This is a genomic window from Streptomyces sp. 2A115, assembly GCF_052245575.1.
Classification (GTDB): domain Bacteria; phylum Actinomycetota; class Actinomycetes; order Streptomycetales; family Streptomycetaceae; genus Streptomyces.
This window is the reverse complement of sequence record NZ_JBQQCG010000001.1, coordinates 34,688-49,400: the sequence shown is the minus strand read 5'-3', so window position 1 is coordinate 49,400 and position 14,713 is coordinate 34,688. Positions and strand designations below refer to the sequence as shown.

Here is a 14,713-nt window from a genome sequence, read left to right as displayed (position 1 = left end):
TGGTTCCCCCCGTTTTGGTCTCCCCCGGGTCCCCCCGTGCCTCGCTCCCGCCGAGTTCTCGGCGGAAGGAGCGGCCAAGGGCGCTGCACCGTTCCGCCGCCCCGTGTCGGCGGTACCGGAGCCGCGCCCCTTTCCGTGTCCCCACTCTCTCGTCCACGCAGGTCGGAACCTATCCGCGCGCGTACTCAACTCACCCCCTAGGTACGGGTACTCAGCCCTACGCACTCATGCGCAGGACGCACCGTTGCCGACTGGTTACTAACGCCTCCGGGTTCGTACTCCCTCCGACGCCCTCCGAGACGTCTCCCGCACCGCAGGACCCAGCGCCGGGGGGAGAAACAGTTCGCGGTGCGGGTGCGGCGGTCGTGCGGCTGGCCTCGGCGGAGTGCACGTCTGACCTCGGCGGACCGATTGTCAGTGGCGGCCGATACAGTCCCTGGCATGGCACGAATTGCGGTGATCGGCGCCGGGATGGGCGCGCTGGCGGCCGCCGCCCGGCTGGCCGTCGCGGGCCACCGGGTGGTGGTGTACGAGCGCGCGGCGACGTACGGCGGAGCGGTGGGCCGCTTCGAACGCGACGGCTTCGCCTTCGACACCGGCCCCGGGCTGCTCCACCTGCCCGCGGTCTACCGCGACTTGTTCGTCAAGACCGGCAAGGAGCCCCTGGAGGCGTGCGTCGACCTGGTCCAGGTCGACCCGGCGTCGCGTCACGTCTTCGCCGACGGCACGGAGGTCCTGCTGCCCAACGCCTCGCGCGCGGGGGTCGTTTCGGCCCTGGACGAGGCGCTCGGGGCGGGCGCGGGCGAGCGCTGGGGCGACTTCCTGGTCCGGGCGCGCGAGGCCTGGGACCGGACACGGCGGCCGCTCCTGGAGGAGCCCCTGTGGCCCAACTGGCGGGAACTCGGCGAACGCGAGCCGTACCCCGCGGTGCCCCACAAGCGGCTGTTGCGCACCCGGAGGGCGAGCACTCTCGACGAGATCGCCGCCTGGGAGCTGCGCGACCCCCGGCTCACCGCCCTCCTGGACAGCCACGCGCTCGCGTACGGCCTGGATCCCCGGAACACCCCGGCGAGCGCTGCCGTGCTGCCGTACATGGAGCACGCCTTCGGGACCTGGTACGTCCGGGGCGGGATACGGGAGTTGGCGCGGGCGGTGTACGAGCGGTGCCTGGCACGCCGGGTGGAGTTCGTCTTCGGGGCCGAGGTCACCGGGATCGTCGAGAAGGACGGGCGGGCGGCCGGACTGGAGCTCGCCGACGGGACGGTGGCCGAGGCGGACCACGTGGTGGCGGGTGTGCATCCCGTACGTCTCAACGGCATGACGGAGCATGTGCTCCAGGACGACGGCGACATGCGGCCCGACCTGGAGTCGCCGAGGCCCGGCCGGTTCACCGTGCTGCTGGCCCTGCGCGGCCGGGGCGACACCGGTGCGACGCACCGCACGGTCGTGCACGCGCCCGACCGCACCGCCGAGTTGGACTTCGTGAGTTACCTGAGCGACACGGACGAACCGGTGCGCCCCACGGTGACCGTGCTGCGCCCGGACGACCCGGCCCTGCGCCCGGACGACGAGCACGAGTCCGTGGTCCTGTCGGCGGCGGCACCGGCCGATGTCGACTGGGCGGAGGGTGACACGGCCGAGCGGTTCGCCGGCCTTCTCGTCACCGCCGCCGAGACCGCCGTCCCTGGGCTGACGGAGCGCCTCATATGGCGCGAGGTGCGTTCACCCGGCCTCAGCGCGCGGGAATTCGCCGCCGAGGACGGTGCCGTCCCCCCGCCCGCGCTCGCCGCGGCCCACAGCCGATTCCTGCACCCGGCCAACACCACCCGCTTCCCCGGGCTGGACCTGGTCGGCGGCTGGGCGCACCCCGGCGGCGGACTGCCGCACGCGGGCATGTCCGGCGCACTGGTCGCCGGACTGATCGTGGAGGGGCCGGACTTCCGGGGCTCACAGTGAGGCCCGAACCGGGGCCGGGGTGACGCCCGTTGAGGCCCGGCGGACTCACTATCGGTTACTCGGCGGGCTCAGTACCGGTACTGCTGCTCGTCGTACCCGCCGCCGTGCCCGTTGTCCTGTCCGTTGCCGTCGTACGGATACGGCTGCTCGGGCGGGAGTTCGCCGCCGTACGGGTCGTCGGTGGTGCGCTGCTGCGGCATCCAGACGCCGCCCGGCGGGGTCTCGCCGCTCCCGTAGGTGCCGCTGCCGGTGGCGTACGGGTCCTGGGTGTAGCCCTGCTGCGTGTACTGCTGCTGCGAGGTGTCGTAGGACTGACCGTATGAGGCGGCGTCATAGGTCTGCGTGCCGATGTACGGGTCGGAGTAGGCGGCGTACTGCTGCTGCCCCGTGTCATAGCCGTACTGCTGCTGGTCGTAGCCGGAGTAGCCGTCGTACGCGTAGTTCTGACCAAGCGGATCCTGGGTCTGGGCGGCGGCCGCGTAGGCCGGGTCGGTGGCGGCGGCGTACGCGGCGTCGTTGTAGACGCCGTACTGGCCGGTGTCGTCCGGCAGCGGCTGCGGCTCGTAGACCGAGGTGGCCTCGGCGGCGGTCTCGGCGTGCTGCCCGAAGACCGAGTCGTCACGCCCGTATACGTCGTCCTGGCCGACGTTCTGCCGAGGATACGTTCCGCTGTCCGTCGCCTGCAGGTCGGAGACCTGCAGCGTCGGGTCCTGGTGCTCCGGCTCGCCACGGCGGCGCTTGCTGGCGCCCGGGCGGCCGGTGACGGCCCAGCCGGACGCGAAGCCGCTGCGGAACGACAACGTGACGTACGTCTGCCCGACCGCGAAGGCTGCCGCGCCCAGGCCGATGACCACCACCGACGGGATCAGCACACCGAGGACCACTCCGAGGAAGCCGGCGAAGGCCAGCAGCCGCCAGCGCAACCGCGCCTTGTACTGCAGCAGTACCTCGCCGAGCAGCCACAACGCGACAATGCCAAACGCGATGTAGAGGACCGTCCAGCCCATGTACGCCCCTCTCCCAGGTGACCGCTACGCAGTGTGTCGTACGACGAGGCGGCAGGTCTAGGCCTGCTGTGAGTGGTGCAGTCCCAGATTCTCGTAGATTTCCAGCGTCGCGGTGGAATTGTTCAACGTGATGAAGTGCAGTCCGGGAACTCCCTCGGCCAGCAGCCTCGCACAGAACTCTGTGGCGAACTCAATGCCAATGGAGCGTACAGCCGCCGGATCGTCTTTGGCTGTGAGGATCCGCTCTTTCAGAGCGTCCGGGAACGCGGCGTTGCTGAGCTGCGGTAGTCGTTCCAGCATCTTCACACTGGTGACCGGCATGACCTCGGGGATGACAGGGGTCGCGCAGCCGGCGGCCTCGACGCGGTCACGCAGGCGCAGGTACGACTCGGGGTGGAAGAACATCTGCGTGATCGCGTAGTCGGCGCCGGCCCGGCACTTGTCGACGAAGTGCGCCACGTCCATGTCCCAGCTCTCGGACCTCGGGTGCATCTCCGGGAAGGCCGCGACGCCCACACAGAAATCGCCGGACTCCTTGATGAGCCGGACGAGTTCGGAGGCGTAGGTCAGGCCCCTGGGGTGCGGGATCCAGTCGCCCATGGGGTCACCGGGCGGGTCGCCGCGCACGGCGAGCATGTTCCGGATCCCGGCGTCCGCGTACTGGCCGATGATGTTGCGCAGCTCCGCGATGGAGTGGTTGACCGCGGTGAGGTGGGCGACCGGGGTGAGCGTCGTGTCCGCGACGATCTGCTCCGTCTCCTTGACCGTGCTCGCGCGCGTGGAGCCGCCCGCGCCGTACGTCACCGACACGAAGTCGGGAGCGACGGCCTCGACCCGGCGGAGCGCGTTCCACAGGCTCCGCTCCCCCTTGGGGGTCTTCGGCGCGTAGAACTCGAACGAGTACGTCGTCTTGCCGGTCGCGAGCATGTCACGCACGGTGCGTGCGCGGTCAGTCCTGGTGGAAGCAGATCCGAGGGCCATACCCGCAGGTTAGCCAGGGGGCGACGGTCCCCCAACCAGATGCGGAGAATTAGCCGGATTTGTCTACTTGTTGTCCATCCCTCGGACAACCACGGTTTGAGCCAACCTCAAGATCATGCCTCGCGCAACCGCTTCACGAACTCCGCCGCCGCCGCACCCGGGTCGTCGGCCTCGGTGATCGCCCGAACGACGACGACGCGGCGGGCACCCGCTTCGAGCACCTCGTCGAGGTTGCCGAGGTCGATGCCGCCGATGGCGAACCAGGGGCGGTCCGTCCCGAGCGCGGCCGTGTACCTGACCAGGTCGAGGCCTGGTGCGTGGCGCCCCGGCTTGGTGGGGGTCGGCCAGCAGGGGCCGGTGCAGAAGTAGTCCACGCCCTCCTGGACGGCGGCGGCCGCGACCTCCGGCCCGGCGTGCGTGGAGCGGCCGATCAGAATGTCGTCGCCGAGGATCGCGCGGGCGGCGGGGACGGGGAGGTCACCCTGGCCGAGGTGCAGCACGTCGGCGCCGGTCGGGTGCGCGGCGCGGGTCGCGTGCGCCACATCCGCCCGGTCGTTCACCGAGAGCAGCTTGCCGTGCACGCGGCACTTGTCGGCGAACAGTTCGAGGTATTCGAGTTCCTCGGCCGCCTCCATGCCCTTGTCCCGCAGCTGCACGATGTCGACACCGTTCGCGAGGACCTCGTCCAGGAAGTCGGCGAGGTCGCCCTGCCGCCTGCGGGCGTCCGTGCAGAGGTAGACCCGGGCGCCGGCGAGCTGCGCGCGTGCGGTGGATTCGGGCATGCGTGAATTCCCCGTGTCGTATCGGTGGCGTACGGGCCGTAAAGGGCGCGGCCCGTACGCCGGGCGGCGTGATCAGGTCAGACGGCGAGCGCCTGGGCGCGGCGCTTCACCTCCGTGCCGCGATTCTCGCTGAGAGCCTGCGCGGGGGTGCCGGGCAGGCTCGGGTCGGGGGTGAAGAGCCACTCGAGCATCTCTTCGTCGGTGAAGCCGTCGTCCCGCAGGAGCGTCAAGGTGCCGGTCAGGCCCTTGACGACCTTGTCCCCGTCGATGAAGGCGGCGGGAACGTGCAGCGCGCGGTTCTCACCACGGCGTACGGCGATCAGCTGGCCTTCCTTGACCAGCTGCCGGACGCGGGTCACCTCGACGCCGAACTGTTCGGCGATGTCGGGGAGGGTGAGCCAGGCGGGGACGAGAGCATCGATCTTTGCGTCAATCTCGGTCACGAGGACAAGCCTGCCATCTCGGACTGACAGTCGGTACCCAGGGCGGTGCGAGCGGGTCACCTGAGCGCAAACGTGACCCTCTGCGACAGCCGGCCGAATCCGGACACAGCCCCCTCTCGCGGAGCCCCCTCTCGCGGCCCCGGCGCTAGGCCGTAGCCCCCTTCAGGGGCCTGGACGGATCCGAGAGCAGCTCCGGGTTCATCCGGGTGCCCGACTCGATCAGCCTGCGCCCCTGCGCCAGGTCCCGGGGCCGTCCGACCGTCAGGACCGCGACCAGGCGGTCCTCGCGGAGCCAGCACACCGACCAGGAGGGCCCGGCCGGGTCGCCGCGCCAGACCGTGGTGTCGGCGGACGCGTGGTGGCCCGCGTACTGGACGAAGCGGCCGAACTGTTCGGACCAGAAGTACGGCACGGGATCGTAGGCGGCGGGCGTCTCGCCGACGATGTTCGCGGCGACCGTGCGGGGGCCCTGGAGGGCGTTGTCCCAGTGGTGGACCAGCAGGCGCTCGCCGTACCGGGCCGACGGGAACGAGGCGCAGTCGCCGACCGCGTACACGTCCGGGACGGAGGTGCGCAGATGGTCGTCCGCGACGACCTCGCGATGGGCGCCGAGCTCGATCCCTGATCCGGTCAGCCAGGCCGTGGCGGGCCGCGCCCCGATGCCGACGACGACGGCGCCCGCCGCCACCCGCGAACCGTCGTCCAGCACGACAGCGCCGGGCTCGACACGCTCCACGCGCGCGTGGGTACGCAACGAGGCGCCGCTGTCCGCGTACCAGGCGGCCATGGGGGCGGCCACCTCGGCGGGCAGCGCGCCCACGAGCGGCCGGTCGGCGGCCTCGACGACGGTCACCGCGCACCCCGCCTCGCGCGCCGCAGTGGCGAACTCGGCGCCGATCCAGCCCGCGCCCACCACCACGATGTCGTGCTGCCGGGCGAGTACGGGGCGCAGCCGCTCGGCGTCGTCCAGCGTGCGCAGCAGATGGACTCCGGGAATGCCCTGCGCGCCCGGCAGCTGGATCGGTTCCGCGCCGGTGGCGAGGACCAGGACGTCGTACGGAACGGGCCCGGCGGCCGTGTCGAGCTCATGTCGCGAAGGGCGTAGGCCGGTGACCTCGAGCCCCAGGCGCAGCTCGACGGCCAGCGCCTCGAAGTCGACGTCGAAGGCTGAGCCCTCGGCCTTGCCGAGCAGCACGGCCTTGGACAGCGGCGGCCGGTCGTACGGCTGATGGGGCTCCGCACCGATCAGGGTCACGGTGCCTGTGAAGCCCTGGTCCCGCAGGGCGACCGCGGTCTGCACCCCGGCCATGCCCGCGCCGACGATCACGACGTTCCGTCCCGCCGCCGGACTCCGTCCCTGCGTCTGCTCGCTCACCCGATCACCATAGACACTGACGAATTGCCAGTCAGGGGGCACGATCAGTGACCTGTTCCACAGGTTCAGCGGCTTCAGCTCTCAGTGACCTGTTCGACCACACTTGTTCCGCTGCCCGTCTGCGACTCCCACTCCCACGTCTCCTCCAGGCGCACCCGCCCGTCGGCCAGTTCGACGACCTGGGACACGCAGTGCCCCGAGGAGGTGGTGCCGTCCCGCTTGAGCTGCACGTACCGGAAGTCGAGACGGTCGCCCTCACGCGTGCCCACGAGGTGACCGCGTACGACGTCACCGCCCGCGTACTCGGCCCAGATCTCGCCGTCCTTCTCGTGGTACGCGAACCGGGTACGCGTACCGACCTGACCTGGGGCTTGGTCGGCGACCGGGGCGAGGACCAGACCGTCGAGTGACCGCCGCATGCCGTGAGGCTCCCTTACTGAGGCGTGAGACGAAGGGCTAGGGTGGCCAACGTAGAGCACTCGCGGGAGCCCGGACGTACCGGGCTGAGAGGGAGGCTGGGACGGCCTCCGACCGTACGAACCTGATCCGGGTCATGCCGGCGAAGGGAGGGGCTGGACGCCCATGTCGCGTACACCGAAGACACCGGAGACCGCGCGCACCTCAGACGTCCTCGTCATCGGGGGCGGAGTCATCGGCCTGGTCACGGCCTGGCGAGCGGCGCAGCGCGGCTTCACGACCGCGCTCGTGGACCCCGAACCCGGCGGCGGCGCCGCGCAGGTCGCGGCCGGCATGCTGGCGGCCGTCACGGAGCTCCACTACGGCGAGCAGACCCTGCTCGGCCTCAATCTGGCCTCCGCCCGCCGCTATCCGGACTTCGCCGCAGAGCTGACCGAGACCACGGGCCAGGACCTCGGCTACCGCCGGTGCGGCACGCTCGCCGTCGCGCTCGACGCCGACGACCGCGCCCATCTGCGCGAACTGCACACCCTGCAACGCCAGTCGGGCCTGGACTCGGAGTGGCTGACCGGCCGTGAGTGCCGGCGCCTGGAACCGATGCTCGCGCCGGGGGTGCGCGGCGGGCTGCGGGTCGACGGCGACCACCAGGTCGATCCGCGACGGCTCGCCGGTGCCCTCGTCACGGCCTGCGAGCGGGCCGGCGTGACCTTCCACCGGACGTGGGCGGAGCGGCTGACCGTCGTACGGGACCGCGCCGCCGGAGTCGTCACGGCCGACGGCACCGAGCTGTCCGCGGGCCGGCTCGTCCTCGCCGCGGGCAGCCTCAGCGGGCGCCTCGCGGGCGTCCCCGACGACGTACTGCCGCCCGTGCGTCCCGTGAAGGGCCAGGTACTGCGGCTGACCATGCCGAAGCGGTACGCGCCCTTCCTGAGCCGGACCGTGCGCGCCGTCGTCCGCGGCAGCCAGGTCTACCTGGTGCCGCGCGAGAGCGGCGAGCTGGTCGTCGGAGCGACCAGCGAGGAGCTGGGCTGGGACACGACGGTGACCGCGGGCGGCGTGTACGAGCTCCTGCGGGACGCGCACGAACTGGTCCCCGGCATCACCGAACTGCCGCTCACCGAGACGCGAGCCGGGCTGCGACCGGCCTCCCCCGACAACGCCCCGCTGCTCGGCCCGACCGAACTCCCCGGGCTGCTCCTGGCCACCGGCCACTACCGCAACGGTGTCCTGCTCACGCCGGTCACCGGCGACGCCATGGCGCACGTCCTGACCACCGGTGAACTCCCGGACGTAGCCCGCCCGTTCACACCCAAACGTTTCAGCACCGCCGTACTCACGGAGCAGTCCGCATGACCCAGGCCACAGCCCTCATCAACGTCTTCGTCAACGGAGCGCGGCAGCAACTCGCCGCGGGCACCGCCCTCGACACACTCGTCACCGCCCTCACCGCGGCGCCCTCCGGTGTCGCCGCCGCACTGAACGAAACCGTCGTCCCGCGCGCGCAGTGGTCGAAAACCCTCCTCTCCGAGGGAGACCGCGTCGAAGTCCTCACCGCCGTCCAAGGAGGCTGACCCATGGCCGACGACCCCTTCGTCCTCGGCGGCACGTCCTTCACGTCCCGCCTCATCATGGGCACCGGAGGCGCGCCCAGCCTCGACGTCCTGGAGCGCTCGCTCGTTGCGTCCGGCACGGAGCTGACCACGGTCGCGATGCGCCGCGTCAACACGTCCGTGCACGGCTCGGTCCTCTCCGTTCTCGACAAGCTCGGCATCCGCGTGCTGCCCAACACGGCCGGCTGCTTCACCGCGGGGGAGGCCGTTCTCACGGCCCGTCTCGCGCGTGAAGCGCTCGGCACGGACGTCGTCAAGCTGGAAGTCATCGCCGACGAGCGCACCCTGCTGCCCGATCCGATCGAGCTGCTCGACGCCGCCGAAACCCTGGTCGACGACGGCTTCACGGTCCTCCCGTACACGAACGACGACCCGGTACTCGCGCGCAAGCTCGAGGACGTGGGCTGCGCCGCGATCATGCCCCTCGGGTCGCCCATCGGGTCCGGGCTCGGGATCCGCAACCCGCACAACTTCCAGCTGATCGTGGAGCACGCGCGCGTGCCGGTGATTCTGGACGCGGGGGCCGGTACGGCGTCCGATGCGGCGCTCGCCATGGAGCTCGGGTGCGCGGGTGTGATGCTCGCCTCAGCCGTGACGCGGGCCCAGGAGCCGGTGCTCATGGCCGAGGGCATGCGGCACGCGGTCGAGGCGGGCCGGCTCGCGTACCGCGCGGGGCGTATCCCGCGCCGCCACTTCGCCGAGGCGTCGTCCCCGGCGGAGGGCATGGCACGGTTGGACCCAGAGCGGCCCGCCTTCTGATCGAACTCCGGGCGTGACAGGTGTCACAGCTCGGCTGCAGTACAGACCCGGAATCGGCAGCACGGGCAGCTCTGACAGTGGCGGCTCGTACACTCACCTGCGTGGATACGACCCTTCAGGACCCGCTAGTCGGGCGCGTGCTCGACGGTCGCTACCGCGTCGAAGCGCGGATCGCGGTCGGCGGGATGGCCACGGTCTACCGGGCCGTGGACACCCGCCTGGACCGGGTGCTCGCGCTCAAGGTGATGCACCCCGGCCTGGCGGCCGACGCCACGTTCGTCGACCGCTTCATCCGCGAGGCCAAGTCGGTGGCCAGACTCGCGCACCCGAACGTGGTGCAGGTCTTCGACCAGGGCACGGACGGTAGTTACGTCTATCTCGCGATGGAGTACGTGGCCGGGTGCACCCTGCGGGACGTGCTGCGCGAGCGTGGGGCGCTGCAACCGCGGGCCGCGCTCGACATCCTGGAGCCGGTGCTGGCCGCGCTCGGCGCCGCGCACCGCGCCGGGTTCGTGCACCGCGACATGAAGCCGGAGAACGTCCTGATAGGGGACGACGGCCGGGTCAAGGTGGCGGACTTCGGTCTCGTACGGTCCGTGGACACGGTCACCAGCACGACAGGGGCCGTGCTCGGCACGGTGTCGTATCTCGCCCCGGAGCAGATTGAACACGGCACGGCCGATCCCAGGGTCGACGTGTACGCGTGCGGCATCCTCCTCTTCGAGATGCTGACCGGCGACCGGCCGCATTCGGGGGACAATCCCGCGATAGTGCTCTACAAGCACCTCCACGAGGACGTGCCCCCGCCGTCGGCGGCCGTGCCCGGTCTGGCCTACACGCTCGACGAACTGGTCACGACGGCCACCGCGCGCAACCCGGAGGTACGCCCCTATGACGCGGTGGCGCTGCTCGCGCAGGTGCGCGACGCGCGGAACTCGCTGAGCACCGACCAGCTGGACCTGGTGCCGCCGCAGGCGGTCGTCGAGGACCGCGAGCACCACGACATCTCAGCCGACCGTACGAGCGTGATCCCGCGCTCGCTGACCGTGCCGCGGCTCTTGCCGGTCAACGAGGACGAGGACGGTCTCGCGCTGAACCGGACGAGCTTCCTGCCGTCCCCGCCGCCCGAGCCCCCACGGCGCGGCCGTGGCCGCGGTCGCGCCGTGGCCCCCCGCCGCGGTCTGCTCGCGATCATCGCCGCGGTTCTGCTGGCCCTCGGACTCGGCGCGGGTGTCTGGTACATCAACTCCGGCCAGTTCACCCAGGTCCCCGGGGTGCTCGCGAAGACCGAGACGCAGGCCAAGAAGCAGCTCACGGGCGCCGGACTCGACGTGAATCCCGTCAAGCGCGAGTACAGCGACACCGTCAAGCTCGGCAGGGTCATCAGCAGCGACCCGGGGCCGGGCGAGCGGATCCGCGACAACGACTCCGTGACGCTGGTCGTGTCGCGCGGTCCGGAGACCGTGCGCGTGCCGGACCTGGAGGGCTTCGCGCTGAGCAAGGCCAAGGAGCGGCTGAAGAGCGAGGGTCTGGCGGCCGGCATGGTCACCAGGGCCTTCAGCGACGAGGTCCCCAAGGGCTTCGTGATCAACACGGAGCCCGGGGCGGGCATCGAGCGCCGCGGCGGTTCGGCGATCGCGCTCACCGTCAGCAAGGGCAGCCCGGTGGACGTGCCCGACCTTCTCGGCGACGACCTCACCGACGCGAAGCAGGAGCTGGAGGACGCCGGCCTGAAGGTCGAGGTCGCCTCCGAGCGGATCAACTCCGAGTACGAGGCCGGTCGGGTCGCCCAGCAGTCGCCGGGCCCCGGCATCGAGGCGGCCGACGGTGACACCGTCAAGCTGACGGTGTCCAAGGGCCCGGAGATGATCGAGGTCCCGGACGTCGTCGGCGACAAGGTCGACGACGCGAAGCAGGAGCTGGAGGACGCCGGCTTCGAGGTCGACGAGGACCGCGGTCTGCTCGGCATCTTCGGCGACACCGTCGAGGGTCAGTCGGTGGACGGCGGCGACACTGCGCCCAAGGGGTCGACGATCACCATCGAGATCCGCTGAGCCCGGCCTGAGGACACCGGAGCCGGACCAGGGGAACATCCGCCGACGGGACGCCCGGGACCGCGTGACACCCTGATCGGGTGAGCACACAGCAGTCCCGCAACCCCGTCGGCGGCCACGTCCCCGTGGCCGGAGGTCTCGCCTCCGTAGGCCTCTCGTACGCACGCGACCTGGCCGCGGAGACCGTCCAGGTCTTCGTCGCCAACCCGCGCGGCTGGGCGACACCGCCCGGAAACCCGCTCCAGGACGAGGAGTTCCGCGCCGCCTGCGCCGCCGGGTCGATTCCCGCATACGTCCACGCGCCCTATCTGATCAACTTCGGCTCGCACACGGAGGCGACCGCGGAGAAGTCGGTGGAGTCGCTGCGGCACTCGCTGCGCCGGGGGCGCGAGATCGGGGCGCTGGGCGTGGTCGTGCACACGGGTTCGGCGACCGGCGGACGGGAGCGCTCGGTCGCGCTCAAGCAGGTACGGGAGTATCTGCTGCCGTTGCTCGACGAGCTGACCCACGAGAACGACCCGTACCTCCTCCTCGAGTCGACCGCCGGCCAGGGCGCCTCCCTCTGCTCGCGGACCTGGGACTTCGGGCCGTACTTCGAGGCGCTCGACGCCCACCCGAAGCTGGGCGTCTGCCTGGACACGTGCCACATCTTCGCGGCGGGCCACGACCTCACCGGGCCGAGCGGAATGCATCAGACCCTTGATCTGCTGGTGGACACGGTCGGCGAGGGCCGGCTGAAGCTGATCCACGCCAACGACTCCAAGGACGTGGTCGGCGCACACAAGGACCGCCACGAGAACATCGGCTCCGGGCACATCGGCGAGGACCCGTTCCGTGCGCTGATGACACACCCCGCCACCGAGGGCGTACCGCTGATCATCGAGACGCCCGGCGGCAAGGAGGGGCACGCGACGGACGTGGAGCGGCTGAAGAAGCTCCGGGACGGCTGAGGAGGAGCTCCCGGACAGCTGAGCAAGAGCTCCCGGACAGCTGAGAAGACACGCACCACCCACACCGGATTCCACTCTTGAGGGAATACCCCCCAGGGGTATACGGTTCCTGTCACTGGCAGGGACCGCTACCGGACATTGGGGGCTTTCATGGAGCACGACACGCACGCCGGACACGCGCAGCACACCCACGAGGGCCACGAGCACGCAGGGAACGCACACGAGGGGCACGCACACGAGGGCCACGGGCCCGGCACAGGCAAGGTCAGCTGGTCCATGGCCGCCCAGGCGACCCTCCACTGCCTCACCGGGTGCGCCATCGGCGAGGTCCTCGGCATGGTGATCGGTACGGCGCTGGGCTGGGGCAACGTGCCGACGATGATCCTGGCGATCACCCTGGCGTTCCTCTTCGGCTACTCGTTCACGTTGCGCGGCGTACTCAAGGCCGGCGTCGATCTCAGAACCGCGATCCGGGTCGCGCTCGCCGCGGACACACTCTCCATCGCCGTGATGGAGCTGATCGACAACGGCGTGATCGCGTTCTGGCCGGGCATGATGGAGGCTCACCTCACGGACGCGATGTTCTGGTGGGTCCTGGCCATCGCACTGGCCGCCGCCTTCGTGATCACCGTGCCCGTGAACAAGTGGATGATCGGCCGCGGCAAGGGCCATGCGGTGGTGCACCAGTACCACCACTGACCACGACGGCGGGTACCAGGACGACGGGTACCGGGATCAGAGCTCGGGGCCGTCTCCGGGCTCTTCCTGGTACGAGTAGCGCTGCTCGCGCCAGGGGTCGCCGACGTTGTGATAGCCGCGCTCCTCCCAGAAGCCACGCCGGTCGGCGGTCATGTACTCGACGCCGCGGACCCACTTGGGGCCCTTCCAGGCGTACAGCTGCGGCACGACGAGGCGGAGCGGAAAACCGTGCTCCGCGGTGAGCAGCTCGCCGTCCTTGTGGGTGGCGAAGATCGAGCGCTCGGACGCGAAGTCGTCGAGGCGCAGATTCGAACTGAAGCCGTACTCCGCCCAGACCATCACATGCGTCGCGGTGGGTGCGGGCGGGGCGATCTCCAGGATCGTACGGGCCGGGATGCCGCCCCATTCCGCGCCGACCATGCTGAACTTCGTGACGCAGTGCAGATCGGACACCACGGTGGCGTACGGCAGGGCCGTGAACTCCTCGTGCGTCCAGCAGTGCTTCTCGCTGTCGGCGGTGGCGCCGAAGACCCTGAACTCCCAGCGCTCGGGGCGGAACTTGGGTACGGGCCCGTAGTGCGTGACCGGCCAGCCGCGCTGCAGTCGCTGTCCCGGCGGCAGGTCCGGCCGCACCGCTTCTCCAGATTGACGACCCACCGGCTGACCCATGACTCCATCCTGACAGACCTGGGACGGTGGACATGACCAGGTCCACCCCAATTCGGATAACTCGAATATCTCGGACTAAGCCTGCACTTACTTACTAAGCATGCACTTACTGGACGATCTTTAAAGCCGGTGGAATCATGCGGCGCAACCTGCCAGTCCCCCCGCTTGGAAGGAGCCTCTGCAATGCAGGGCGACCCCGAGGTCCTTGAATTTCTGAACGAGCAGCTGACCGGCGAGCTGACCGCGATCAACCAGTACTTCCTGCACGCGAAGATGCAGGAGAACTTCGGCTGGGCGAAGCTCGCGAAGTACACGCGGCACGAGTCGTTCGACGAGATGAAGCACGCGGAGGTGCTCACCGACCGGATCCTCTTCCTGGACGGCCTGCCGAACTACCAGCGGCTCTTCCACGTCCGGGTCGGGCAGACGGTCACCGAGATGTTCCAGGCGGACCGCCAGGTCGAGGTCGAGGCGATCGACCGCCTCAAGCGCGGTATCGAGGTGATGCGGAACAAGGGCGACATCACGTCCGCGAACATCTTCGAGTCGATCCTCGAGGACGAGGAGCACCACATCGACTATCTGGACACGCAGCTGGCGCTGGTGGAGAAGCTCGGCGAGGCGCTCTACATCGCCCAGCTCATCGAGCAGCCGGAGGGCTAGGCCGCACAGCCGGAGGGCTAGGCCGCTTCGTCCAGCTCGGCGAGGACCGGCTCACCCTGGCCCACGAGCGCGCGGTCCACGAGCTCGTCGCGGGAGCACGCACCCCTGCCCAGCAGAGCCTGGATGCGTCGCACACAGGAGCCGCAGTCAGTGCCCGCCTTGCAGGCCGACGCTATCTGGCGGGGGGTACAGGCACCGCCCGCCGCATGCTTCTTCACCTGCTCCTCGGTGACCCCGAAGCAGTTGCAGACATACACGCGGTCCACCTCCCGCCGGGATCCCGAAGTCGTGCCGTCCCGAGTTTTCGGTGAGGCTAACCTAACCTTACCCGCCAGGTGGAAGTCGCAA

General features: G+C 70.3%; 16 protein-coding genes and 1 riboswitch. Of the genes, 8 read left to right on the top strand and 8 right to left on the bottom strand.

Going from position 1 to position 14,713, the window contains the following annotated elements; genetic code table 11:
• The first annotated feature begins 441 nt into the window (after positions 1-441).
• Positions 442-1,956 (top strand): phytoene desaturase family protein, encoded by a 1,515-nt coding sequence (locus tag ACTWQR_RS00240; RefSeq protein ID WP_443224755.1) that lies wholly within the window; start codon positions 442-444, stop codon positions 1,954-1,956.
• A 68-nt stretch (positions 1,957-2,024) separates the two neighbouring features.
• On the opposite strand, the gene ACTWQR_RS00235 is transcribed toward ACTWQR_RS00240, so the two are convergent.
• From ACTWQR_RS00235 to ACTWQR_RS00210, 6 genes are all read right to left on the bottom strand, one after another.
• Positions 2,025-2,963 carry an SCO2102 family sporulation regulator gene (locus tag ACTWQR_RS00235; protein ID WP_443224754.1) on the bottom strand — a complete coding sequence of 313 codons (939 nt, stop codon included), beginning with the start codon at positions 2,961-2,963 and terminating at the stop codon, positions 2,025-2,027.
• 57 nt (positions 2,964-3,020) lie between these two features.
• Entirely contained in the window at positions 3,021-3,944 is a 924-nt protein-coding gene (gene metF, locus ACTWQR_RS00230; protein WP_443224753.1) for a methylenetetrahydrofolate reductase [NAD(P)H], read from the bottom strand.
• 113 nt (positions 3,945-4,057) lie between these two features.
• Entirely contained in the window at positions 4,058-4,726 is a 669-nt protein-coding gene (thiE, locus tag ACTWQR_RS00225) for a thiamine phosphate synthase (protein ID WP_443224752.1), read from the bottom strand.
• Positions 4,727-4,803: 77 nt separating this feature from the next.
• Positions 4,804-5,169 (bottom strand): Rv2175c family DNA-binding protein, encoded by a 366-nt coding sequence (locus tag ACTWQR_RS00220; RefSeq protein ID WP_369196198.1) that lies wholly within the window; start codon positions 5,167-5,169, stop codon positions 4,804-4,806.
• Between the two features lie 145 nt (positions 5,170-5,314).
• Positions 5,315-6,544: an NAD(P)/FAD-dependent oxidoreductase gene (locus ACTWQR_RS00215; protein ID WP_443224751.1), complete on the bottom strand. Its 1,230-nt coding sequence runs from the start codon at positions 6,542-6,544 to the stop codon at positions 5,315-5,317.
• Positions 6,545-6,618: 74 nt separating this feature from the next.
• Positions 6,619-6,963: a hypothetical protein gene (locus ACTWQR_RS00210; RefSeq protein ID WP_443224750.1), complete on the bottom strand. Its 345-nt coding sequence runs from the start codon at positions 6,961-6,963 to the stop codon at positions 6,619-6,621.
• Positions 6,964-7,015: 52 nt separating this feature from the next.
• A riboswitch (TPP riboswitch) is annotated at positions 7,016-7,129 on the top strand.
• Here ACTWQR_RS00210 and thiO point away from each other — a divergent pair.
• From thiO to ACTWQR_RS00180, 6 genes are all read left to right on the top strand, one after another.
• The gene (thiO, locus tag ACTWQR_RS00205) at positions 7,127-8,314 is read left to right on the top strand and encodes a glycine oxidase ThiO (protein ID WP_443224749.1); all 1,188 of its coding nucleotides are present in this window, start codon (positions 7,127-7,129) and stop codon (positions 8,312-8,314) included. Its footprint overlaps the riboswitch before it by 3 nt.
• A 17-nt stretch (positions 8,315-8,331) precedes the next feature.
• A complete protein-coding gene (gene thiS, locus ACTWQR_RS00200; protein ID WP_443224997.1) occupies positions 8,332-8,532 on the top strand; it encodes a sulfur carrier protein ThiS in 201 nt (66 codons plus the stop codon).
• Positions 8,533-8,535: 3 nt separating this feature from the next.
• Positions 8,536-9,330 (top strand): thiazole synthase, encoded by a 795-nt coding sequence (locus tag ACTWQR_RS00195; protein ID WP_443224748.1) that lies wholly within the window; start codon positions 8,536-8,538, stop codon positions 9,328-9,330.
• Positions 9,331-9,431: 101 nt separating this feature from the next.
• Positions 9,432-11,384: a Stk1 family PASTA domain-containing Ser/Thr kinase gene (gene pknB / locus ACTWQR_RS00190; protein ID WP_443224747.1), complete on the top strand. Its 1,953-nt coding sequence runs from the start codon at positions 9,432-9,434 to the stop codon at positions 11,382-11,384.
• A gap of 80 nt (positions 11,385-11,464) precedes the next feature.
• Complete coding sequence (locus ACTWQR_RS00185; protein ID WP_443224746.1) at positions 11,465-12,334, top strand: deoxyribonuclease IV; 870 nt, start codon at positions 11,465-11,467, stop codon at positions 12,332-12,334.
• Between the two features lie 150 nt (positions 12,335-12,484).
• Positions 12,485-13,033, top strand: a complete 549-nt coding sequence (locus ACTWQR_RS00180) for a DUF4396 domain-containing protein (RefSeq protein WP_443224745.1) — start codon at positions 12,485-12,487, stop codon at positions 13,031-13,033.
• A 36-nt stretch (positions 13,034-13,069) separates the two neighbouring features.
• Here the strand turns inward: ACTWQR_RS00180 and ACTWQR_RS00175 are convergent, their stop codons facing one another.
• Positions 13,070-13,702, bottom strand: coding sequence for a sulfite oxidase-like oxidoreductase (locus ACTWQR_RS00175; RefSeq protein WP_443224744.1), 633 nt, complete (start codon positions 13,700-13,702; stop codon positions 13,070-13,072).
• Between the two features lie 183 nt (positions 13,703-13,885).
• Between ACTWQR_RS00175 and bfr the strand changes: the two genes are divergently transcribed.
• The gene (bfr, locus tag ACTWQR_RS00170) at positions 13,886-14,365 is read left to right on the top strand and encodes a bacterioferritin (protein WP_443224743.1); all 480 of its coding nucleotides are present in this window, start codon (positions 13,886-13,888) and stop codon (positions 14,363-14,365) included.
• Between the two features lie 17 nt (positions 14,366-14,382).
• Here bfr and ACTWQR_RS00165 read toward each other — a convergent pair whose 3' ends face one another.
• Complete coding sequence (locus tag ACTWQR_RS00165; RefSeq protein ID WP_443224742.1) at positions 14,383-14,622, bottom strand: (2Fe-2S)-binding protein; 240 nt, start codon at positions 14,620-14,622, stop codon at positions 14,383-14,385.
• Between the last annotated feature and the right edge of the window lie 91 nt (positions 14,623-14,713).